General features: G+C 61.9%; 23 protein-coding genes. 12 read left to right on the top strand and 11 right to left on the bottom strand.

Annotated elements, in window-relative coordinates; genetic code table 11:
- Positions 1-30 precede the first annotated feature (30 nt).
- The 4 genes from soxR to ACR0JN_RS13175 all read left to right on the top strand — a co-directional run bounded on the left by soxR (position 31) and on the right by ACR0JN_RS13175 (position 4,897).
- On the top strand, positions 31-486 hold the full coding sequence (soxR, locus tag ACR0JN_RS13160; RefSeq protein ID WP_480886160.1) for a redox-sensitive transcriptional activator SoxR: 456 nt from the start codon (positions 31-33) through the stop codon (positions 484-486).
- A 136-nt stretch (positions 487-622) separates the two neighbouring features.
- Entirely contained in the window at positions 623-2,269 is a 1,647-nt protein-coding gene (locus ACR0JN_RS13165) for an electron transfer flavoprotein-ubiquinone oxidoreductase (RefSeq protein ID WP_480886162.1), read from the top strand.
- A 104-nt stretch (positions 2,270-2,373) separates the two neighbouring features.
- On the top strand, positions 2,374-4,086 hold the full coding sequence (locus ACR0JN_RS13170) for a tetratricopeptide repeat protein (protein WP_480886163.1): 1,713 nt from the start codon (positions 2,374-2,376) through the stop codon (positions 4,084-4,086).
- Positions 4,076-4,897: a 4-(cytidine 5'-diphospho)-2-C-methyl-D-erythritol kinase gene (locus ACR0JN_RS13175; RefSeq protein ID WP_480817676.1), complete on the top strand. Its 822-nt coding sequence runs from the start codon at positions 4,076-4,078 to the stop codon at positions 4,895-4,897. The genes ACR0JN_RS13170 and ACR0JN_RS13175 overlap by 11 nt, the downstream gene beginning before the upstream one ends.
- On the opposite strand, the gene ACR0JN_RS13180 is transcribed toward ACR0JN_RS13175, so the two are convergent.
- Positions 4,890-5,888, bottom strand: a complete 999-nt coding sequence (locus tag ACR0JN_RS13180) for a polyprenyl synthetase family protein (RefSeq protein WP_480886165.1) — start codon at positions 5,886-5,888, stop codon at positions 4,890-4,892. The genes ACR0JN_RS13175 and ACR0JN_RS13180 overlap by 8 nt on opposite strands.
- Before the next feature lie 56 nt (positions 5,889-5,944).
- On the opposite strand from ACR0JN_RS13180, the gene ACR0JN_RS13185 reads away from it, so the two are divergent.
- From ACR0JN_RS13185 to ACR0JN_RS13195, 3 genes are all read left to right on the top strand, one after another.
- Positions 5,945-6,160 carry a putative signal transducing protein gene (locus ACR0JN_RS13185; protein WP_037316655.1) on the top strand — a complete coding sequence of 72 codons (216 nt, stop codon included), beginning with the start codon at positions 5,945-5,947 and terminating at the stop codon, positions 6,158-6,160.
- Positions 6,157-6,921, top strand: a complete 765-nt coding sequence (locus ACR0JN_RS13190) for a tRNA1(Val) (adenine(37)-N6)-methyltransferase (protein ID WP_480886166.1) — start codon at positions 6,157-6,159, stop codon at positions 6,919-6,921. Before ACR0JN_RS13185 ends, ACR0JN_RS13190 begins: the two co-directional genes overlap by 4 nt.
- Before the next feature lie 130 nt (positions 6,922-7,051).
- Positions 7,052-7,216 (top strand): YdcH family protein, encoded by a 165-nt coding sequence (locus ACR0JN_RS13195; RefSeq protein WP_480614149.1) that lies wholly within the window; start codon positions 7,052-7,054, stop codon positions 7,214-7,216.
- Here ACR0JN_RS13195 and yddG read toward each other — a convergent pair.
- The 9 genes from yddG to ACR0JN_RS13240 form a co-directional block, all read right to left on the bottom strand.
- Positions 7,213-8,079 (bottom strand): aromatic amino acid exporter YddG, encoded by an 867-nt coding sequence (gene yddG, locus ACR0JN_RS13200; RefSeq protein WP_480886168.1) that lies wholly within the window; start codon positions 8,077-8,079, stop codon positions 7,213-7,215. The genes ACR0JN_RS13195 and yddG overlap by 4 nt on opposite strands.
- Before the next feature lie 144 nt (positions 8,080-8,223).
- The gene (gene phbB, locus ACR0JN_RS13205; RefSeq protein ID WP_480886169.1) at positions 8,224-8,946 is read right to left on the bottom strand and encodes an acetoacetyl-CoA reductase; all 723 of its coding nucleotides are present in this window, start codon (positions 8,944-8,946) and stop codon (positions 8,224-8,226) included.
- Between the two features lie 187 nt (positions 8,947-9,133).
- The gene (locus ACR0JN_RS13210) at positions 9,134-10,309 is read right to left on the bottom strand and encodes an acetyl-CoA C-acetyltransferase (RefSeq protein ID WP_480817672.1); all 1,176 of its coding nucleotides are present in this window, start codon (positions 10,307-10,309) and stop codon (positions 9,134-9,136) included.
- 195 nt (positions 10,310-10,504) lie between these two features.
- The gene (locus tag ACR0JN_RS13215; RefSeq protein ID WP_480886171.1) at positions 10,505-11,338 is read right to left on the bottom strand and encodes an EAL domain-containing protein; all 834 of its coding nucleotides are present in this window, start codon (positions 11,336-11,338) and stop codon (positions 10,505-10,507) included.
- A 118-nt stretch (positions 11,339-11,456) separates the two neighbouring features.
- Positions 11,457-11,633, bottom strand: coding sequence for a hypothetical protein (locus ACR0JN_RS13220; RefSeq protein WP_480817670.1), 177 nt, complete (start codon positions 11,631-11,633; stop codon positions 11,457-11,459).
- A 92-nt stretch (positions 11,634-11,725) separates the two neighbouring features.
- Positions 11,726-12,697: a sterol desaturase family protein gene (locus tag ACR0JN_RS13225; RefSeq protein WP_480886173.1), complete on the bottom strand. Its 972-nt coding sequence runs from the start codon at positions 12,695-12,697 to the stop codon at positions 11,726-11,728.
- Entirely contained in the window at positions 12,694-13,080 is a 387-nt protein-coding gene (locus ACR0JN_RS13230) for a hypothetical protein (RefSeq protein ID WP_480886174.1), read from the bottom strand. The genes ACR0JN_RS13225 and ACR0JN_RS13230 overlap by 4 nt, the downstream gene beginning before the upstream one ends.
- Before the next feature lie 59 nt (positions 13,081-13,139).
- On the bottom strand, positions 13,140-13,469 hold the full coding sequence (locus ACR0JN_RS13235; RefSeq protein WP_480817667.1) for a hypothetical protein: 330 nt from the start codon (positions 13,467-13,469) through the stop codon (positions 13,140-13,142).
- Positions 13,470-13,561: 92 nt separating this feature from the next.
- Entirely contained in the window at positions 13,562-14,128 is a 567-nt protein-coding gene (locus ACR0JN_RS13240; protein WP_480886177.1) for a TlpA disulfide reductase family protein, read from the bottom strand.
- Between the two features lie 21 nt (positions 14,129-14,149).
- On the opposite strand from ACR0JN_RS13240, the gene argH reads away from it, so the two are divergent.
- The 5 genes from argH to ACR0JN_RS13265 all read left to right on the top strand — a co-directional run bounded on the left by argH (position 14,150) and on the right by ACR0JN_RS13265 (position 19,856).
- Positions 14,150-15,538, top strand: coding sequence for an argininosuccinate lyase (gene argH / locus ACR0JN_RS13245; protein WP_480886179.1), 1,389 nt, complete (start codon positions 14,150-14,152; stop codon positions 15,536-15,538).
- A complete protein-coding gene (locus ACR0JN_RS13250) occupies positions 15,535-15,720 on the top strand; it encodes an argininosuccinate lyase (RefSeq protein ID WP_480886181.1) in 186 nt (61 codons plus the stop codon). Before argH ends, ACR0JN_RS13250 begins: the two co-directional genes overlap by 4 nt.
- Positions 15,721-15,803: 83 nt before the next feature.
- The gene (locus tag ACR0JN_RS13255) at positions 15,804-15,953 is read left to right on the top strand and encodes a hypothetical protein (protein ID WP_480817663.1); all 150 of its coding nucleotides are present in this window, start codon (positions 15,804-15,806) and stop codon (positions 15,951-15,953) included.
- 65 nt (positions 15,954-16,018) lie between these two features.
- Complete coding sequence (lysA, locus tag ACR0JN_RS13260) at positions 16,019-17,284, top strand: diaminopimelate decarboxylase (RefSeq protein WP_480886183.1); 1,266 nt, start codon at positions 16,019-16,021, stop codon at positions 17,282-17,284.
- Between the two features lie 97 nt (positions 17,285-17,381).
- Positions 17,382-19,856 carry a TIGR02302 family protein gene (locus ACR0JN_RS13265; RefSeq protein ID WP_480886447.1) on the top strand — a complete coding sequence of 825 codons (2,475 nt, stop codon included), beginning with the start codon at positions 17,382-17,384 and terminating at the stop codon, positions 19,854-19,856.
- 15 nt (positions 19,857-19,871) lie between these two features.
- On the opposite strand, the gene ACR0JN_RS13270 is transcribed toward ACR0JN_RS13265, so the two are convergent.
- Positions 19,872-20,564, bottom strand: a complete 693-nt coding sequence (locus ACR0JN_RS13270; protein WP_480886185.1) for a zinc-ribbon domain-containing protein — start codon at positions 20,562-20,564, stop codon at positions 19,872-19,874.
- Positions 20,565-20,583: the final 19 nt, after the last annotated feature.

Raw genomic sequence — 20,583 nt, forward strand, 5'->3', positions numbered from 1 at the left:
TTTAGGTCAAGGATTATTTGCGAGGGCGTGATGGCGGTTTCCGACGGGTTGGCGATAGGGGCCTTGGCGCGCCGGACCGGGTTGGCGGTCTCGGCGATCCGGTATTACGAGGCACAGGGCCTGATCGCGCCGTGGCGCAACGCGGGCGGGCAGCGGCGCTATCAGCGGGCCGACATAAGACGGTTGAGCTTTGTCATGATCGCACAGCAGTTCGGCCTGACCCTGCCGGAGATCCGAGAGGTTCTGTCGGGCCTGCCCGGAAACCGCACCCCCACGCCGCAGGATTGGAAGGCGATCAGCGTCAATCTGCGCGCCCGACTGGACCAGCGAATCGATACGCTGATGCAGTTGCGCGACAATCTTGACGGCTGCATCGGCTGCGGTTGTCTCAGCCTGCCGAAATGCAGGCTTTACAACCCCGATGACCGGGCCAAATCCCATGGTAGCGGTCCCAGATACCTGATGGGGAATGCGCCGGAGGACTGATATGTCGAATCGCGCCAATGTTACGCCGTGTTTCGATTGACCAAACTCTTTCCGACCATGTAATCAGCCGTGAAACAAAATTGCGCCGACCGCACGAGAACAGCGCCAATTCGGAAAGTTAGCTAAGGAGCCCGCGATGGCCGAGATTGAACGCGAAGCGATGGAATATGACGTGGTGATCGTGGGTGCTGGCCCTGCGGGCCTGTCTGCGGCCATCCGTTTGAAACAGCTGGATGCCGACCTGAATGTCGTGGTTCTGGAGAAAGGGTCCGAGGTGGGCGCGCATATCCTGTCGGGCGCAGTGCTGGATCCGTGCGGGCTGGACGCGCTGATCCCCGATTGGAAGGACAAGGGCGCGCCGCTGAACGTGCCGGTGCATGATGATAACTTCTATATGCTGGGCGAGGCCGGTCAGATCCGCATCCCCAACTTCCCGATGCCGCCGCTGATGAACAACCACGGCAACTACATCGTCTCGATGGGCAATGTCTGCCGCTGGATGGCCGAACGGGCCGAAGAACTGGGCGTAGAAATCTTCCCCGGCATGGCATGTTCGGAACTGGTCTATGGCGACAATGGCGAGGTCAAAGGCGTCGTGGCCGGTGTCTTTGGTCTCGAAGCGGATGGCTCCTATGGTCCCAACACCGAACCAGGCATGGAACTGCACGGCAAATACGTGTTCCTGTCGGAAGGCGTGCGCGGCTCGCTGTCGAAGGAAGTCATCGCCAAATACGACCTGTCTGCGGGCAAAGAGCCGCAGAAATACGGCGTCGGCATGAAAGAGATTTGGGAGATCGACCCGGCCAAGCACAAAGAAGGCTCGGTCACGCATACGATGGGCTGGCCGCTGGGCAGCAATGCAGGTGGCGGGTCCTTCATCTATCACCTTGAAAACAATCAGGTCTATGTCGGCTTTGTGGTTCACCTGAACTACAAGAACCCGCACCTCTATCCCTACATGGAATTCCAGCGCTTCAAGCATCACCCGATGGTGGCCGAGCTGCTGAAAGGCGGCAAGCGCGTGGCCTATGGTGCCCGTGCCATCACCGAAGGCGGCTATCAGTCGATGCCGAAACTGGTCGCGCCGGGCGTGGCACTGCTGGGCTGCTCGGCGGGCATGGTCAACGTGCCGCGCATCAAGGGTAACCACAACGCCATGCTGTCGGGCAAGGCCGCGGCCGAGGCCGCCTTTGACGCCATCAAGGCCGAGCGGTCTGGCGACGAACTGACCGCCTATGAAACTGACGTGCGCGAAGGCGCCATCGGGTCAGACCTGAAGAAGGTGCGCAACGTCAAGCCGATCTGGTCGAAATGGGGCCTGACCGCATCCCTGATGCTGGGCGGTCTGGACATGTGGACCAACACGCTGGGCTTTTCGCTGTTTGGTACCGTGGGGCATGGCAAGAACGATGCCGAAGCGACCGAGGATGCCAGCAAGCACCAGCCCATCGACTATCCCAAACCCGACGGGGTGCTGTCCTTCGACCGTCTGACCAACGTGTCCTTTGCCGCGACCAACCACGAGGAAAGCCAGCCCTGCCATCTGAAACTGGCCGACCCGGATATCCCGGTCAAAGTGAACCTGCCCAAGTTCGACGAACCGGCACAGCGGTACTGCCCGGCGGGCGTGTATGAGATGGTTGAGGATGAAAGCGGACCGCGATTCGTCATCAACTTCCAGAACTGCGTGCATTGCAAAACCTGCGACATCAAGGATCCCAGCCAGAACATCACCTGGACCACGCCGCAGGGTGGGGACGGTCCGAACTATCCCAACATGTAAGCGAAAATACGGGCTCTGGCAGGGTCGTGAAGGCTCTGCCATTGCCTCTGACCGGCCAAAGCCCTAGCTTGTCGTTCAGATAACGACAGCAAGGCAGGATTTCGGTGGTTTCCCTGGTACGTCGCGCGGCACTGGCCGTGCTGCTCTCTTCTTCGGTTGCAATGCCCGGATTTGCGGATACCGGTGCCGGGTCCTATCTGGCCGGGCGTCAGGCGATCTATGAAAGCGACTATACCGCAGCCGAAAAATACTACGCACAGGCGCTGAGGTTTGACCCGCAGAACGAGAAACTGCTGGAAAGCGTTCTTCTGGCGCGGCTGGCGCTGGGTGAAGTTCAGCGCGCCCTGCCCATCGCACAAACCATCGAAGACGCCGGTTTGAACAGCCAGCCCGCGCGCATGGTGATTGCGGCCAACTTGATCGCGGACGGCAAACTGGATGAGTTGCTGGCCCGTGATCCCGAAACGCAAGGCGTCGGGCCTCTGGTGGACGGGCTGATGATCGCCTGGGCCTATCTGGGCCAGGGCGAAATGACTAAGGCGATGGAACAGTTCGACACTGTTTCCACCCAGGACGGCCTGCGCGAGTTTGCCCTGTACCACAAGGCACTAGCACTGGCCTCAATTGGCGATTTTGAAGGGGCCGAAGCGATTTTCGCCGAAAATGATGCTGCCGTCGCCCAATTCACCCGCCGCGCGGCCCTCGCCCGGTCCGAGGTCCTGTCGCAACTGGATCGCAACGAAGATGCGCTGGCCTTTCTGGACAAGGTGTTTGCGGCTGGCAACGACCCTTCGATTGAAGACTATTCAGCACGGTTGAGCGCGGGCGAAACCCTGCCTTTCACCCATGCCCGTTCGGCGCAGGACGGTATGGCCGAGATATTCTTCTCGGTGGGCGCGGCGTTGAATACCGAAGCCTCGCACGACTACGTTTTGCTTTACACGCGTACGGCCAACTTCCTGCGCCCTGATCACGTGGATGCCATCCTGCTGAGCGCCGAGTTGCTGGACGAACTGAATCAGAGCGATCTGGCGGTTGCGGCCTATCGCAAGGTACCGCCGGGTAGTCTGGATCATCACGTGGCCGAACTGGGCCGCGCCGAAGTTCTGGGCCGGTCCGGTAAAACCGACGCTGCCGTCGAGGTTCTGCAAAATCTGGCGGCGCAACGGCCTGATCTGCCAAGCGTGCATGTCGCGCTGGCCGATCTGCAGCGGCGACAGGAAAACTATGCTGAGGCGGTCACGTCTTATGACACCGCCATCGCGCTGACCGAAGATGGCGCAACCGGCAACTGGTTCCTGCATTATGCGCGCGCGATTTGTCATGAACGGCTCAAGAACTGGGAGCTGGCCGAAGCCGATTTCCGCCGCGCGCTGGAGTTGAACCCGGATCAGCCGCAGGTGCTGAATTATCTGGGCTATTCGCTGGTTGAACGGCAGGAAAAGCTGGATGAGGCGCTGAGCATGATCGAACGCGCCGTCGCCGCGCGCCCTGACAGCGGCTATATCGTCGACAGCCTTGGCTGGGTGCTGTTCCGTCTGGGCCGCTATGACGAAGCGGTCGAGCATATGGAACGCGCGGTCGAACTGATGCCGGTCGATCCGGTGGTGAACGACCACCTGGGCGACGTCTACTGGGCCGTCGGGCGTGGACGCGAGGCGGAATTCCAGTGGAGCCGGGCGCTGTCCTTCATCGACCCCGAGAACACGGATGGCGAGGCCGACCCCGAGCGCATTCGCCGCAAGCTTGAAATCGGACTGGACGCGGTTCTGGCCGAAGAAGGGGCCGACCCGCTGAAGGTCGCCAATGGCAACTGAGGCCTTCGCGCCCGCCAAGATCAACCTGACCCTGCATGTGACCGGCCAGCGCACGGATGGCTATCACCTGCTGGATTCGCTGGTTGTGTTTGCGGATTTGGGGGATCGATTGGAGTTTAAGCCGGGCGATCACCTGTCCATGTCCATCACCGGTGAGCATGCGCAGGGCGTTCCCGACGATCATCGCAATCTGGTCTGGAAAGCGGCTGAGGCGGCGGGGTGGACCGGTCATATCGTTTTGAACAAAGTACTGCCCCATGGCGGCGGGATCGGTGGTGGCTCGTCTGATGCCGCGGCAGCATTGCGTGTGTTCTCAGGTCAGGGTTTTGACCTGCCGACGGACGTTCTGGTGTCTCTGGGCGCGGATGTTCCGGTTTGCAGGGTGGCAGAGGCCGCTCGGATGCAGGGCATTGGTGAGCAGGTTGCGCCTGTGACCTTGCCCGCGCTGCATGCACTGCTGGTCAACCCGGGCGTCGAAGTGCCCACAGGCGCAGTGTTCAAAGCAATGGAATCGCGCGATAACCCGGGGATGCCAGCCGATATTCCGGTTTTTGACGGGCCAGAGGCGTGCGCCCATTGGCTTGCGGACCAACGCAACGATCTGGAACCCGCCGCAAAGGCAGTTGCCCCGGCGATTGCACGGGTTCTGGATGAACTGCAGGGAACGCGGGACGTATTGCTGGCCCGCATGTCCGGGTCAGGTTCGACCTGTTTCGCGCTCTACCCCTCGATGAAGGCGGCGCATTTCGCGGCTTATGAGATCGGCGCAGCGCATCCCGACTGGTGGTGCCGCGCCACGCAGCTTAATTGAGGCGCGAGACCACGTAATCCGCCAGATCGCGCAGCAGGGTCCGGATCTCGTGATCCGGCAGTGCCTCAAGCGCTGATTTGGCCTTGGCCGCCCAGTCTCGGGCATCCGACCGTGTGGCCTCCAGCGTCTTGTACTTGTCCATCAGCGCCAGCGCGTGATCCAGATCGCCCTCCTGCTGACGGCCCTTCTCGATCGTGCGCTCCCAGAAGGCGCGCTCGTCCGGTGTGGCCTGCGCGACCGCTTTGATCACCGGCAGGGTCAGCTTGCGCTCGCGGAAATCGTCGCCCACATTCTTGCCGGTGGCGCTACTGTCACCCTGATAGTCCAGCAAGTCATCGGCAATCTGAAACGCGATCCCCAGCGCATCGCCATAGTCGAACAGGGCCTGGACCTGCGCCTCGGACGCGCCCGCGATCACGCCGCCCACTTCGGTCGCCGCCGAAAACAGCGCCGCCGTCTTGCCGCGTACAACCTGCAGGTACACGCTTTCATCCGTGCGCAGGTCGGTGGCCGCGGTCATCTGCAACACCTCGCCCTCGGCAATCGTAGCCGAGGCATTGGCGAGAATGTCCAGAACGCGCAGCGATCCGGTTTCGACCATCAGCTGGAAGCTGCGCGAAAACAGGTAGTCGCCGACCAGAACGCTGGACTTGTTGTCCCACAGCAGATTTGCCGTGGGCCGCCCGCGCCGCTGGCCACTTTCGTCGACCACGTCGTCGTGCAGCAGGGTCGCGGTATGGATGAACTCGACCGTGGCCGCCAGACGCACATGGTGATCGCCCGCATAGCCAAACAGCCGCGCAGCAGCCAGTGTCAGCATCGGGCGCAGGCGCTTGCCGCCGGCTTCGACCAGATGGGCCGTCACCTCGGGGATGCGGGGCGCGTGTTCCGACGCCATCCGCGTGCGGATCAGCGCATTCACCGCCTCCATTTCGCCGGTCAGAATTTCGGCGAGCCGCTCATGCGGTTTCGAGATCGCGTCGACGTCCATCACACTCCTGATACAAGGCTCGACTTCTGCCTGTCCTTGCCCTTACATCCATCCCCATGAAAGAACTTTTGCGCAGCACCGATCCGACAATCCTGGCCTTTGCATCCGCTCTTCTTGAGGGCGAGGATATAGACTGCTTTCAGATGGACGTAAATATGAGCATCCTCGAAGGCGGCATCGGAATCTTCCCCCGCCGCCTTATGGTGCGGGCCGACGACCTGACCCGAGCCGAACGCGTCATGCGCGACAATGAAATCCCCTTGGGGCGATGAGCCGCTTTCCGGACAGTGATCTGACCTGCAACGACTTTCTGGGCGGGCGGGTTCGGTTGTGGCAACCTGTCACAGGCTATCGCGCGGGGGTAGACCCTGTGTTTCTGGCCGCATCGGTCCCGGCGACATCGGGCCAGTCGGTGCTGGAACTGGGCTGTGGGGCAGGGGCCGCGATTCTGTGCCTTGCCGCGCGCGTTCCGGGCCTGCAGCTATCGGGGGTTGAGTTGCAGCCCGCCTATGCCGATCTGGCGCGGCGGAATGCCGTTGAAAACAAGGTGGAACTTGAAGTTGTCGAGGCTGATCTGACCGCGCTGCCACGCGACCTGAAACAGCGCCAGTTCGACCATGTCATCGCCAACCCGCCCTATTATCGCCCCGGCGCGCACAGCCCGGCCAGTGACACCGGGCGCAGCATTGCCTTAGGCGAACAGACCGCGTTGGAGCATTGGATCGACGTGGCGGCCAAACGCCTTGGGCCGCGGGGATACCTGCATATGATCCAGAAGGCGGATCGCCTGCCGGACATGCTTTCGGCCTGTGACCAAAGGCTGGGATCGGTCGAGATACTGCCCCTGTGCGCCCGCGCGGGCCGCGCGGCAGAGCTGGTGATCCTGCGCGCGCGCAAAGGCGGGCGTGCGGCATTTCGCCTGCATGCGCCGTTGATTTTGCACCAGGGCGATCGGCACGAAAGGGACGGCGACAGCTATACGCCAGAGGTGTCCAAGATACTGCGCGACGGGGCCGCGTTACCCCGGTTTTAACCCTGATCGGCAATGACCAGCCGAAATTGTCGGATTTAGGACAGATTCTGTGCGTCTGCGGCGTGACAGACTGGAAACGATGTGGTCAACTTCTTACGTGACACTCAGACACAACAGAAGGAGGATCGCCATGAGCGTGAGCGCACATCTGACCGAACTGAAGAAAAAGCACGAAAGTCTCGGTCTTGAGGTAGAAGAAGCCCAACGCTCGCCAGGCATCGATGATCTCCATATCGCTCAACTCAAAAAGCAAAAACTGAAGCTGAAAGAAGAAATCGAACGCCTGTCCAGTTAACGAGTCAGGCTGGCGCGCGCCGCAAGGGCAGCCCCGCCGGTTATCAGCAAAGCCGCGATCGCCAGGGTCCACGTTGGTATGGCGATCCCGGCCCAAACCAGAACAAGGGTAGACAATAGCGGTGCCGCATAGGAACTGGTGCCGAGCATCTGGATGTCGCCCTGTTTGACCCCGATATCCCAGACATAAAACGCCAGCCCGACCGGCCCCAACCCCAGCGCAAGCGTTGACGCCCAACTGAGCGGCGTATCGGGCAAGACCGTCTCCTCCAGCGCAAAATGCAGCAGCCATGAGGCGATGGCGGTCAGCACGCAGAACACGGCGACCGAGCTTGTGGGTGTTTCACCCAGCCGTCGGGACAGGACGGAATAGCCCGACCATGTCACCGCGCAAAGCAGCGCCAGGGCATAGCCCGGCAGATGGTCCGCCTGAAACCCGGCGCTGCCGCCGCCGGTGATGATCAGCGCCGCCCCGGCAAAGCCAAGGCTGGCCCCGATCAGATGGCCAGCGCGCAGATGCTCGCCCGGCAGCAGGCCGGAAAACAGCACGATCAACAGCGGCCAGAGATAGGCGATCAGACCGGCCTCGGCAGCGGGGGCCATGCGCAGGGCCGAGAAATAAAGCGCGTGATAGCCGAACAGCCCAACCGTCCCAAAGGCGTAGACTTTCCAACTGACGGCGCGAAGCTGCCCCAACCCTCCGGTTCGCCATGTCCAGATCAGGCCCAGCGTGCCGCCGATGCTGAAACAGATCGCGTTCAGCAACAGCGGTGGGGTCGGGGCTGAACCGACCGTAAACAGGGCCAGTAGTGACCACAGAAGAACGGCGATAAATCCGATGGCGGTGGCGCGGTTTCTGGTCATGCGGGGGAAGGGCCTGCTGCTGGGGTCGGTTCGAATCGAACAGCGGTATACGCCGTCTTTCACGGCCTGTCACAAAACCTGTGGCGCGCATACAAAAAAGGCCGACCCAAATGGACCGGCCCCTTTTTTGGTCTGCCGCAGGGATCAGGAGAAGAACTGTGCCCCGTTGGCCGAAATGGTCGACCCGTTGATGAACTGCGAATCATCCGAAGCCAGGAAGGTCACGCAGCGCGCGATCTCTTCCGCCTCACCCAGACGGCCCGCAGGGATCTGCGCGATGATGGATTCGCGGACCTTTTCCGGCACGGCCATCACCATCTCGGTTCCGATATAGCCGGGGCAGACGGCGTTGGCGGTGATGCCTGCACGCGCGCCTTCCTGCGCCAGCGATTTCACGATGCCCAGATCGCCCGCCTTGGTCGCGGCATAGTTCACCTGCGCGAACTGACCCTTCTGACCGTTGACCGAGCTGATGACGATCACGCGGCCGAACTTACGCTCGCGCATGCCGGGCCAGACCGGGTGGACGGTGTTGAACACGCCGGTCAGGTTGGTGTCGATCACCTGCTGCCACTGTTCCGGGCTCATCTTGTGGAACGGCGCGTCACGGGTGATGCCCGCATTGGCGACCACCACGTCGATCGGGCCAACCTCGGCCTCGACCTTTTCGATGCCGGCTTTGGATTCGGCGTAATCGGCAACGTTCCATTTATAGGTCTTGATGCCGGTCTCTTCGCTGAATTTCGCCGCGGCTTCGTCGTTGCCGGCATAGGTGGCTGCAACATTGTACCCTTCGGCTTTGAGCGCCTTGGAAATTGCTGCGCCGATGCCGCGGGAGCCGCCGGTGACGAGTGCTGTACGTGCCATTTAGGAATCCTCCAAATTTAGTCGGCTTGGTAATTCTGTTACTTGTAGGGGATTGGTTGCGCAATATCGTTTCGCGGATATTTCATCCTCAGCGCCGCAAATATTGTCGCACCCAAAAAGACAGTGGAGTGGTGAGATAAAAAAGGGCGCCGGTCGGGCGCCCTGTTCTATGCGGTCTTCAAGCTGCTTAGTCGCGCTCCACGCAGAGCGCCACGCCCATGCCGCCGCCGATGCACAGGGTCGCCAGACCCTTCTTGGCGTCGCGGCGCTTCATTTCGAACAGCAGCGTGTTCAGAACCCGGCAGCCCGAGGCACCGATGGGGTGACCGATGGCAATCGCGCCGCCGTTGACGTTCACGATCGACGGATCCCAGCCCATGTCCTTGTTCACGGCGCAGGCCTGCGCGGCAAAGGCTTCGTTGGCCTCGACCAGATCCAGATCGTCAACCGACCAGCCCGCTTTTTCCAGCGCCTTGCGCGAGGCGTAGATCGGGCCAACGCCCATGATGGACGGGTCCAGACCGGCAGTGGCGTAAGATGCGATCCGGGCCAGAGGCTCGATCCCGCGCTTCTCGGCGTTCTCGGCCGACATCAGCAGGGTTGCCGCCGCGCCATCATTCAGGCCCGAGGCGTTTGCCGCCGTGACCGAACCGTCCTTGGTGAAGGCCGGGCGCAGTTTGGCCATGGCTTCCATTGTCGCGCCGTGGCGGATGTATTCGTCCTTGTCCATCACGATGTCGCCCTTGCGGGTCTTGATGGTGAAGGGCACGATTTCGTCGGCGAACTTGCCAGCGTTCTGGGCTGCTTCCGCTTTGTTCTGCGATGCAACGGCGAATTCGTCCTGCATGTCGCGGCTGATCTGCCACTTCTCGGCGACGTTTTCGGCGGTCTGGCCCATGTGGTAGCCGTTGAAGGCATCCCACAGACCGTCGCGGATCATGGTGTCGATATATTTCATGTCGCCCATCTTCTGACCGGCACGCAGGGCGGCGGCGTGGGGCGACAGGGTCATGTTTTCCTGGCCACCGGCAGCCACGATATCGGCATCGCCCAGCTGGATGTGCTGCGCGCCCAAGGCAACCGCCCGCAGACCCGAGCCACAAACCTGGTTGATACCCCAGGCTGCGGCTTCCTGCGGCAGACCGGCGTTGATATGCGCCTGACGCGCGGGGTTCTGGCCTTGGGCTGCGGTCAGGACCTGACCCATGATGGTTTCGCTTACCTCGCCCTTGTCGACACCGGCGCGTTCGACGACGGCCTCAAGCACGGCGGTGCCCAGATCATGTGCAGGTGTGTTCGCAAACGAACCGCCAAAGCTGCCGACACCGGTGCGTGCGGCGGATGCGATAACTACATTGGTCATATACTAAGTCCTTTACCGTCATGGTCCTGTGGGAAGTCTTGCGCGCAGTTGGCAGAGACAGCCTTTGCCAACACCAAGAGCGCCTGGCGATCCCCCGCTCCAGCTCTACTTGCCATAGCGTAATGCTGCAGACGCAGCAACGGACAGCTTGTCTCATGACGCAGACGGGCAGAAAGCCGCAACTGGATTCTCTGGCTAAGCCTTTGCCTGAGCGCCCTTTTCAGCCCGCCAGGGTTGAGTGACGGTGGGTGCACCGAACAGGAAACCCTGCAGGCAGTCCACCCCGCTGGCGACAAGGAACTCTGCATCCTGCCGTGTTTCGACCGATTCGGCGGTCACCAGAATCTCGAATTCGCGGGCCACGGCGATCAGGGCGCGGACCAGAGCCTGATTGTCCGGATTGGTGCTGACACCGCGCACGAACTGGCCGTCAATCTTGGCGGCATCGAACAGAAACTCGCGGAAGTGGCGGAAACTGAAATTGCTGGCCCCGAAATCGTCCAACGCAAAAGCGATCCCCCGATCTTGCAGCCGATCCATGAAGTCGACCACAAGTTCGGGTACCTGCATGGCTGAATCTTCGGAAATCTCAAGGATCAGCCGGTCGCCCAGACCGGGGTCTTTTTTCAGAAAGCGGTCCAACACGCGGGACCAGCGGGCGTAGCCGATGGACCGAGCAGACATGTTGATCGACAACCGGATACCGGGGTTCCGGATCAGCGTGCGCAGGCCCAGTTCCAGCGCGACGCAATCCAGTTCGCGCCCGATGGGGGTGTTTTCGACCTGCGGCATGAACTCGCGCGCAGGGATCACCCGACCGGTTTCGTCCAGAACCCGGATGAATCCTTCGTAGAAGGCCACACCATAGGGCTCCTGCGCTTGCATCACCGGCTGAAAGGCCAGTTTGCATTGCTTGTGCTTGACCGCCTCGGTTGCCATTTGCACAACCGACCGGTCCCGGCTGGACAGGGCCGAGTTCAGGGGGTTTTCGGACCCTTCTGGTATGTTTGCGCGTGTCTTGTGCCGCATATTCGCCGGTGTCCGGTCTGTTGCCGATCAAGAGTTCGGCTACAGTTTCACGGCAAATGTATGAATCCGCAGTTAAAGACCGAAAAAAAAATCCGGTTCCCGGTCAGCCCGGCGTCGGTCAGGTGCGAACCAGAGACGCCGCCGCGCCAAAAACCGCTCCGAAAAATCCAAGGATCATCATGGCAAAACCCAGCGCCAGAAAAACAGGGCTGGCGCCGTTGCTCAGGGCTGCGAGCATGGCCATCGCAAGACCTACAAGCCCAATCGCGGTCGAGATTGTCATCACACGGGTCATGTTGGCCTCCGATCACTCGCATAAGAAAATACCTGCTCGATATGGACCGGCCGGGTGTGATTTCAAATTGATACGCGGATTTCCGCCGGATTTCAGGCGCGCTCTGCCTGCGGATTGGGCGCATTTTCGGTGAGATGCTCGAATCCGGGCGTTCCGCGATCTTCTGGATGGCGGGCGAGGTGCTTGGCTTTGATCTGCTGGGAATTGTCCCGGCTGCCATCGTGGCTGTAGCCCGGCGGGGCAAAGCAATAGGCCAGACGTTGGCGCAGGCTCAGCCCCGGCTGCGTTGCATCGCGCCAGATGCCGACCCATTCGTGAAACGCTACGCGCAGCGGGTTGAACGTGCCGATATTGTGGACCAGCCCGTAGTCGACACGGTCATCCTCTTGCTCCGGGACAAAGGTGCCGAACATCTTGTCCCAGATGATGAACACGCCCGCATAGTTGCAATCCAGATACCGCGCGTTGCGCCCGTGATGGGCGCGGTGGTGGCTGGGGGTGTTCATCACCGCCTCGAACCAGCGGGGCATCTTGCCGATCGCCTCGGTGTGAATCCAGAACTGATAGATCAGGTTCAGCCCGCCCACGAACAGCACCATCGCCGGGTGGAACCCCAGCAGGATCAGCGGCGCGCGCACCACCATCATGAAGGTGAACGTATAGGTCCATGTCTGCCGCAGCGCCGTGGTCAGGTTGTAGTGTTGCGAGCTGTGGTGGTTCACATGGCTGGCCCAGACCCAGCGGATACGATGCCCGAACCGGTGCACCCAGTAATAGCGCAGGTCATCCAGCACGAAGCACAGGATGATGACGGGGATCGAGGTACCCAAATTCAGCGGTGTGATCTGCCAAAGCCACATGAAGAACGCCCAGGCGATGAACCCCAACAGAAAGCCCGAGGCGATGTTGCCCGCCCCCATGATCAATGAGGTCACGGCGTCCCGCGTTTCGTACCGGCCGCCTTTGCCTTTGACGGCGATCCAGACGAACTCGGCCAGAATGGCGGCGATGAAGAACGGCACGGCCCATTGCACCGCGTCGGGAAAGGTAATCTGGTCAGTCATTCAGGGTCCATCAGGTTCCGCCAGTGCTGGCGTTCAATGTCATCAAGGCGGATAAGGGCGCGGGGGGTGGCGAAGTCGTGGAACTGAAACTCGAACCCGTCAGGTTGTTCGATCCAGTCGAAATCCAGCAGGTGCCGCGCCACGGTGTCCGCCCCGAAGGACCAGAGCAGACCCGGACCGGAGTCGGTACGAACCAGCGCCGCATGGCCGTCCTGTGAAATGGTGACATCGATCACCACATCCTCGGGAAAATGGCGCTGCCAGTCTGCCCGCGCGGTCTCATGCGTCAGGATGCGCAGTTCGGATTTTCCGGTCAGATGCAGCAGCAGGGTTATTCCGGCAATACCCGCGACCACCAGAATTAACAGTATTTCAAGCGGCATTCCGTCCTCCCCGCGCCAGAGTGCAAAGCGGGCCGGAGGCTGTCAAAGGTGGCGTCGCGTCAAGTGGCGTCGGGACGGTCGAGGATTTCGTGCTGCACCACCCTTTCGACAAACGGCACCAGACCATCTGGCCCCGAAGCCCGGTCTTTCAGGTGCATGCAGATATCGGGGCGGCGCGCGGCAATTATGCCAACCATCTCACCGCGCACGGTATCGTCCAGACCGGCCCCCATGATGGCGCAGGCAATCCGGGGTTCGGCGTCGAGTTGTTTGCGAACCTCATCACTGTCATGCGCGCCGAGCCATTGGATCGGAAGGTGATCGAGTTGTTGCGCCGCATCGCCGATCACGTTTGGCAGCTTTCCGATCAGCAGAACCACCGGTTTCATCGCTGTCTCCCTTCCCGCAGATCAAGAAACGAAAACCGGCCCGTAAGGGCCGGTTCCAGTTTACCACAAAAGTGTAGAAGACGCGCGGGTGGTCAGCTTTCGCCGCCGACAAGCGCCCCGACGATCGCCTTGGCGCTGTCCGAATTCCATTCGGCATCACCAATCAGGCGGGCGATTTCCTGACCTTCGGGGTCCAGAATGACGGTGATCGGCAGGGCGATGACACCGAATTCGCGCGCAGCGGCCGAGCTTGGATCCTGATGGCGGGGCAGGTTTTCGATGCCGTTTTCATCAAAGAACTTCTTGATCCCGGCGGGCGTGTTGCGCCCGGTGGCCAGTGTCAGAACCTGAAACTTGTCGCCTCCGAACTCTTGCTGCAATTCGGCGATCTGCGGCATTTCCTTGCGGCAGGGGGCGCACCATGTGGCCCAGAAGTTCAGCAGCACGTATTTGCCAGCATAATCCTCAAGCGTGCCGGTGCCGCCGTCATCTTCCAGCTGAAATTCGATCACCTTGGCCTCTTTCGGCTCTTTGTGCAGGATCAGCCGTTTCAGCGTGCCGTCGCGCAGGGGCTTCAGCGTTTCGACATCCGCGGCCAACGCCGCGTTTGCACCCAGCGCAAGGGCCATATAAAGGGGGATCAGACGTAACAGGCGCATATCAACTCCGGGTTTTCTTTCATGACCGATCAATCCTCGAACCAGATGTGGGGCGGCCGCTTTGCCGCCGGTCCAGACGCGATCATGGAGGCGATCAATGCCTCGATCGGGTTCGATCAGCGGATGGCAGCCCAGGACATCGCAGGCTCGCGCGCCCATGCCGCCATGTTGGCTGCCACAGGCGTTATTACTGATAATGACGCGCAGGCCATTCGGGAAGGGCTGCTCACAGTCTTGTCAGAAATCCAGAACGGAGATTTTCAGTTCTCGACCGCGCTGGAAGACATCCACATGAATGTCGAAGCGCGTCTGAAAGAGGTGATCGGGGAACCCGCAGGCCGTTTGCACACAGGCCGGTCGCGCAACGATCAGGTCGCGACCGACTTCAAACTCTGGGTCCGTGATCAGTTCGACGCGGCTGAGTCTGGCCTGCTGGCCCTGATCCGCGCGCTTCTGGCGCAGGCCGAGGCCGGGGCCGATTGGGTCATGCCCGGCTTCACCCATCTGCAAACCGCGCAACCGGTGACATGGGGCCATCACATGATGGCCTATGTCGAGATGTTTGGCCGCGACCTCAGCCGCGTCCGCGACGCCCGCGCCCGGATGAACGAATCCCCGCTGGGGGCCGCTGCGCTGGCAGGCACGTCCTTCCCCATCGACCGTGCTATGACAGCTGAGGCGCTGGGCTTTGACCGCCCCGCCGCCAACTCGCTGGACGCGGTCAGCGACCGTGACTTCGCGCTGGAATTCCTCTCGACCGCTTCAATCTGCGCCGTCCACCTGTCGCGCTTTGCCGAAGAACTGGTGATCTGGTCCTCGGCGCAGTTCCGGTTCGTGACACTGTCGGATCGGTTCTCGACCGGTTCGTCGATCATGCCGCAGAAGAAAAACCCCGACGCGGCCGAGCTGATCCGCGCCAAGGTGGGCCGCATCTACGGCGCAAACACCGCGCTGATGATGGTCATGAAAGGCCTGCCGCTGGCCTATTCCAAGGACATGCAGGAAGACAAGGAACAGGTCTTTGACGCCGCCGACAACTGGATGCTGGCGTTGGCCGCGATGGAAGGCATGGTCAAGGACATGACCGCCAACCGCGACAGTCTGGCCGCCGCTGCAGGGTCGGGTTTCTCGACCGCGACCGATCTGGCCGACTGGCTGGTGCGGGTGCTGGGCCTGCCGTTCCGCGATGCGCACCATGTCACCGGATCGCTGGTTGCGATGGCCGAATCCAAGGGCTGCGACCTGCCCGATCTGACGCTAGAGGATATGCAAACGGTCCATGCCGATATCACCGATGACGTCTATTCTGTCCTTACGGTCGAAAACTCGGTAAACTCGCGCCAGTCTTACGGCGGCACGGCACCTGATCAGGTGCGGGCCCAGATCAAGCGATGGAAGGCGAAGATATGAAAGCTGCTCTGCGTGTGATCCTGCTCCTGTCCGCAGGCCTCGTGCTGGCGAGTTGCGGCGCGGATGGCGAGCCGGTTCAGCCAACCGCCAGCGCAAATGTGGCTGTCGGCAGCAGCGGCACCTATGTGGGCGGCGGCGTTGGCTTTCGGCGCGGCGGTCTGGGCATCTATCTGGGCGTGTAACAAAGCGATTGCATTCCGATGCAGTCACGACCATGTGAAGGACAGACCGGCCCTGCGCCGAAGTTAACGAAAAGACGAACACAATGAGATTACTAGGTCTGATCCTGTCCCTCGGCCTGCTTGCGGCCTGCGAGCCAACCAGCAGCCCCCGCCCGGACCCCGCGCCCCAAGCCAGTGGCACGGGCGTTTCGATCTCGGGCTATGGCCGGGTTGGCGTATCCACCAGAAAGTGATCTCGGGGCCCGGCTTGCGCCGAATCCATTGATCCACAGGGCGTTTTTGGTCTAAGCGCGCAGGCATGGATCACTTTCTCTACCGCGACGGCGCGCTTTACGCCGAGGATGTCCCGATTTCCGAAATCGCTGCCGCGGTCGGAACCCCGTTCTATGTCTATTCGACGGCGACCCTGCTGCGCCATTTCAAGCTGTTCGATGACGCGCTTGAGGGCACGGATCACCTTGTCTGCTATGCGATGAAGGCGGCCAGCAATCAGGCGATCTTGAAGACGCTGGCGCAGGCGGGCGCGGGGATGGATGTGGTCTCGGGCGGGGAATACCTTCGCGCCAAGGCGGCAGGCGTACCCGGAGACAAGATCGTGTTCTCGGGCGTCGGCAAGACGGCGGATGAGATTCGCACCGCGCTGACCGGCGGCATCCGCCAGTTCAACGTGGAATCCGAGCCCGAGATGGAGGTGATCAACGCCACAGCTCTGGACCTGGGCGTGGTCGCGCCGATCACCGTGCGGGTGAACCCGGATGTGGATGCCAAGACCCACGCCAAGATTGCCACTGGCAAGTCCGAGAACAAGTTCGGCATCCCCATCGCCCGCGCGTCCGAGGTCTATGCACACGCCGCCAGCCTGCCGGGGTTGGAGGTGATCGGCATCGACGTCCATATCGGCTCGCAACTGACCGAGTTGGAACCTTTCAATCTGGCCTACACCAAGGTCGCGGAACTGACCGAGCAGTTGCGGGCCGAGGGGCATGATATCCGCCGCCTCGATCTGGGCGGAGGGTTGGGCATTCCATATACCCGCGCCAATGATGCCCCGCCGCTGCCGGTGGAATATGGCGCGCTGATCCAGAAAGCACTGGGCTATCTGGACTGTGAGATTGAAATCGAGCCGGGTCGTTTGATTGCGGGAAATGCGGGCCTGATGGTTTCCAAGGTGATCTATGTGAAATCCGGTGAAGGCCGCGATTTCCTGATCCTCGACGGGGCCATGAACGACCTGATCCGCCCCGCGATGTATGAGGCGCATCACGATATCGTTCCCGTACAGGAACCCGCGCCGGGGGTGGAACAGCAGCCCTATGACATCGTGGGGCCGGTCTGCGAATCCGGCGATACCTTTGCGAAAGAGCGCAACATGCCGCCGCTTGGTGCTGGTGATCTGGTCGCCTTCCGCAGCGCCGGGGCCTATGGCGCTGTAATGTCCAGCGAATACAACACCCGCCCCCTGATCCCCGAGGTTCTGGTGCATGGTGATCAATTTGCAGTCATTCGTGAACGGCCAAGCTTTGACGAAATCATAAACCGCGATACCATACCCTCGTGGCTCTGACGCGATAGGCGCGCAGGCCCGATCCCGGAGGCCCGCCTTGCGCGACAAATCGAACCTGCCGATCCCGAGACTATCCCTGTGGTTGACCCATGGGGGCATGCTGGCCGAGCAGGTTTTGCGTGCCTTCTGGCCGTTTTTCTCGATTTTGATGGTGCTTTTGGCCGCTTTGATGATGGGCCTGCATGATCACATCGCCGTTGAGATGGTCTGGGGCATTGGTGTCGCCGCGATAGTCGCGCTGAGTGTCGCGGCTGTTGTCGGGGTCAGGCGATTCCATTTCCCGTCCCGGATGGCGGCGCTGGCGCGGCTGGATGAAACGCTTCCCGGCAGGCCGATTCAGGCGCTGATGGACGATCAGGCCATTGGTGCGACGGATGCCGAATCTGTGGCGCTCTGGCAGGCACATAAGCGCCGCATGGCGCAGCGCGCGGCGGGGGCCGGTGCGGTCAAGCCCGATCTTCGCCTGGCCTCGCGCGATCCTTACGCTTTGCGCTATGCGGCGCTTTTGGCGCTGGTTGTTGCGGTTCTGTTCGGGTCCTTCTGGCGGATCGGTTCGGTGGCTGAAATGACGCCGGGATCAGCAATCGCCGGGCAGGGGCCGACCTGGGAAGGCTGGGTGGAACCACCCCGTTATACCGGTTTGCCAACGCTTTATCTGGCGGATCAGTCCGACCCGGACCTGTCGATTCCTAAGGGCAGCCGCATCACGCTGCGGTTTTATGGTGAGGTCGGCGCGCATAACCTGACCGAGACGACCTCGGCCACCGGGGCCGAGGCGGCGACGGAGCCGGAACAGGATTTCGTGGCGGACCGGTCTGGTCAGTTGCGCATCGAAGGACCCGCAGGCCGGGACTGGGCGCTGAATATCATCGACGATGCGTCGCCCCGGATCGCGGTCGATGGTCGGGCCGAGGCCGAGGCAGGCGGTCAGATGAAATTGCCCTTTGCTGCCAGCGACGATTATGCGGTGGTCTCGGGCGCGGCGCGGATCGAACTGGATTTGCCAGCGGTCGATCGCCGTTATGGTCTGACAGCCGACCCTGAACCCCGAGAAACGATCGAGGTTCAGTTGCCGATGCCGATCACCGGGGATCGGGCGGATTTCACCGAGGATCTGATTGAGGACTTCTCGGAACACCCTTGGGCGCATCTGCCGGTCAGGATCACGCTGATGGCGCGGGACGCCGCTGATCAGGTCTCGGAATCCGAGGCTTATGCCACCGCTTTGCCCGCACGCCGGTTCTTTGACCCGCTGGCAGCGGCGGTGATCGAACAGCGGCGCGATCTGCTCTGGTCCCGCACCAACGCACCGCGCGTATCGCAGGTGCTGCGGGCGGTCTCCCATCGCCCCGAAGACGTGTTCCGCTCGGATACGGCCTATCTTCGCCTGCGCGTCACCCTGCGCCGGTTGGAGACGTTCACCGAGTTTGGCCTGAAATCCGAACAGCAGGAAGAGATCGCGCAGGCGCTGTGGGATCTGGCCGTGCTGATCGAAGAAGGCACGCTGGCTGACGCGCTGGAACGTATGCGCCGGGCGCAGGAACGTCTGACCGAGGCGATGCAGAACGGGGCCAGCGATGAAGAGATCGCCGAACTGATGCAGGAGCTGCGGGAAGCCACGCAGGACTACCTGCAGCAGTTGCAACGTCTGGCGCAGGAAAACGGCGAAGGCCAGCAGAACCAGCAGGGCCAGAATGGCGAGAGCATGCAGATGACGCAGGATGACCTGCAGCGCATGATGGATCGCATTCAGGAACTGATGGAACAGGGCCGTATGGCCGAGGCGCAGCAGGCGCTGGAAGAGTTCCAGCAGATGATGGAGAATATGCGTGTCACCCAGGGCCAGGGTCAGGGCGGCCAGTCCGAAGGCCAGCAGGCCATGGAAGGGCTGGCGGAAACGCTGCGCGAACAACAAGGCCTCAGCGATCAGGCGTTCCGGGACCTGCAGGAGCAGTTCAATCCCGGCGCGCAGGCGGGCGACAGTCAGGGCAATGAAGGCCGCAGTGGCGGTCAGGGCCGTGGGCAGAGCCACGATGGTCAGGGGCAGGGCTCGGACGAGCCAGGGGATGGGCAGACCGGCCAACCCTCACTGGCGGACCGACAGCAGGCCTTGCGGGACGAGTTGAACCGGCAGCAACAGGGCTTGCCAGGCGGCGGCACGCCGGAAGGCGAAGCCGCGCGCGAGGCACTGGACCGCGCCGGTCGCGCGATGGAGGGCGCCGAGGAGGCGCTGCGCGGCGACGATCTGGCCGAAGCGATCGACCGCCAATCCGAGGCGATGGAGGCCCTGCGCGAAGGCATGCGATCCCTTGGCGAAGCGATGGCCCAGAACCAGCAGAACCAGCCGGGACAGGGTACGCAGGAAGGTGACATGCAGGCCAATAACCGCGACCCGCTGGGGCGGAATCCGGGGGCGACCGGGTCGATCTCGACCGATGAGAACCTGCTGCAGGGCGAAGACGTTTATCGCCGCGCGCGCGAGTTGTTGGATGAAATCCGCCGCCGTACTGGTGAATCCGACCGGCCCAGAATCGAATTGGAATACCTCAAGCGGTTGCTGGAGCGGTTCTGATCCCAGAGATCGGGTTTATTGGGATCCGGCCTGCGCCTCCAGCCAGAGCCGCGCTTGATCCACCAGTGACACGTAGGAATTCAGCACCGGATCGGCTTGCGGCACGGCCTCACTGATCTGCTGGGCATTGCCGTAGATTAGGTACAGAACCACGCCGATGATCAGGATCAGCGCAAACCCGCGCAGGAACCCGCCGGATTTGCGGGCGGGTTGGTCCACCGCCGCATCGCCGTCATCGCTGAGCAGGCTGGAATTGATCGCCTCGACATCCGGCAGCGCATCTTTCTGACCGGCATCCTCGGCGGTCTCGGACAAGGCCGGGCGTTTGGGTTCAACCTTTGGCTCGGGCGGTGTTTCCAGCGCCAGATCGGGCTGGGTTTCCAGCGGCGCGCCTTCCTGCGCGCGCAGGTCAGCCTCGCGCGCGGCTTCTTCCTGCAGGATGTTGGCGACAGCCGGATCGACATTGCCGTTTGAAGCGGCTGCAGGCTTTTCCGGCTTTGCAGGCGCGGCTTCTGCCGCCTCATCAACCTTCGGCTCTTCGGCTTCGGTCTGGGGTGCGTCTTCCGTTACGGGTGTCGGTTCGGTCGGATGCTTGGCCTGAAACCAGGTCTGATCGCAATTAGAACACTGAACGTCGCGGCCTTCTTCCGGGATGACCTCGTCCGGAACCTCATATTGGGCACTGCAATTCGGACATGTTAAACGCATGCTGCCTCCCCGGCCGAAC

The sequence above is a fragment of the Ruegeria sp. G12 genome (assembly GCF_056533565.1).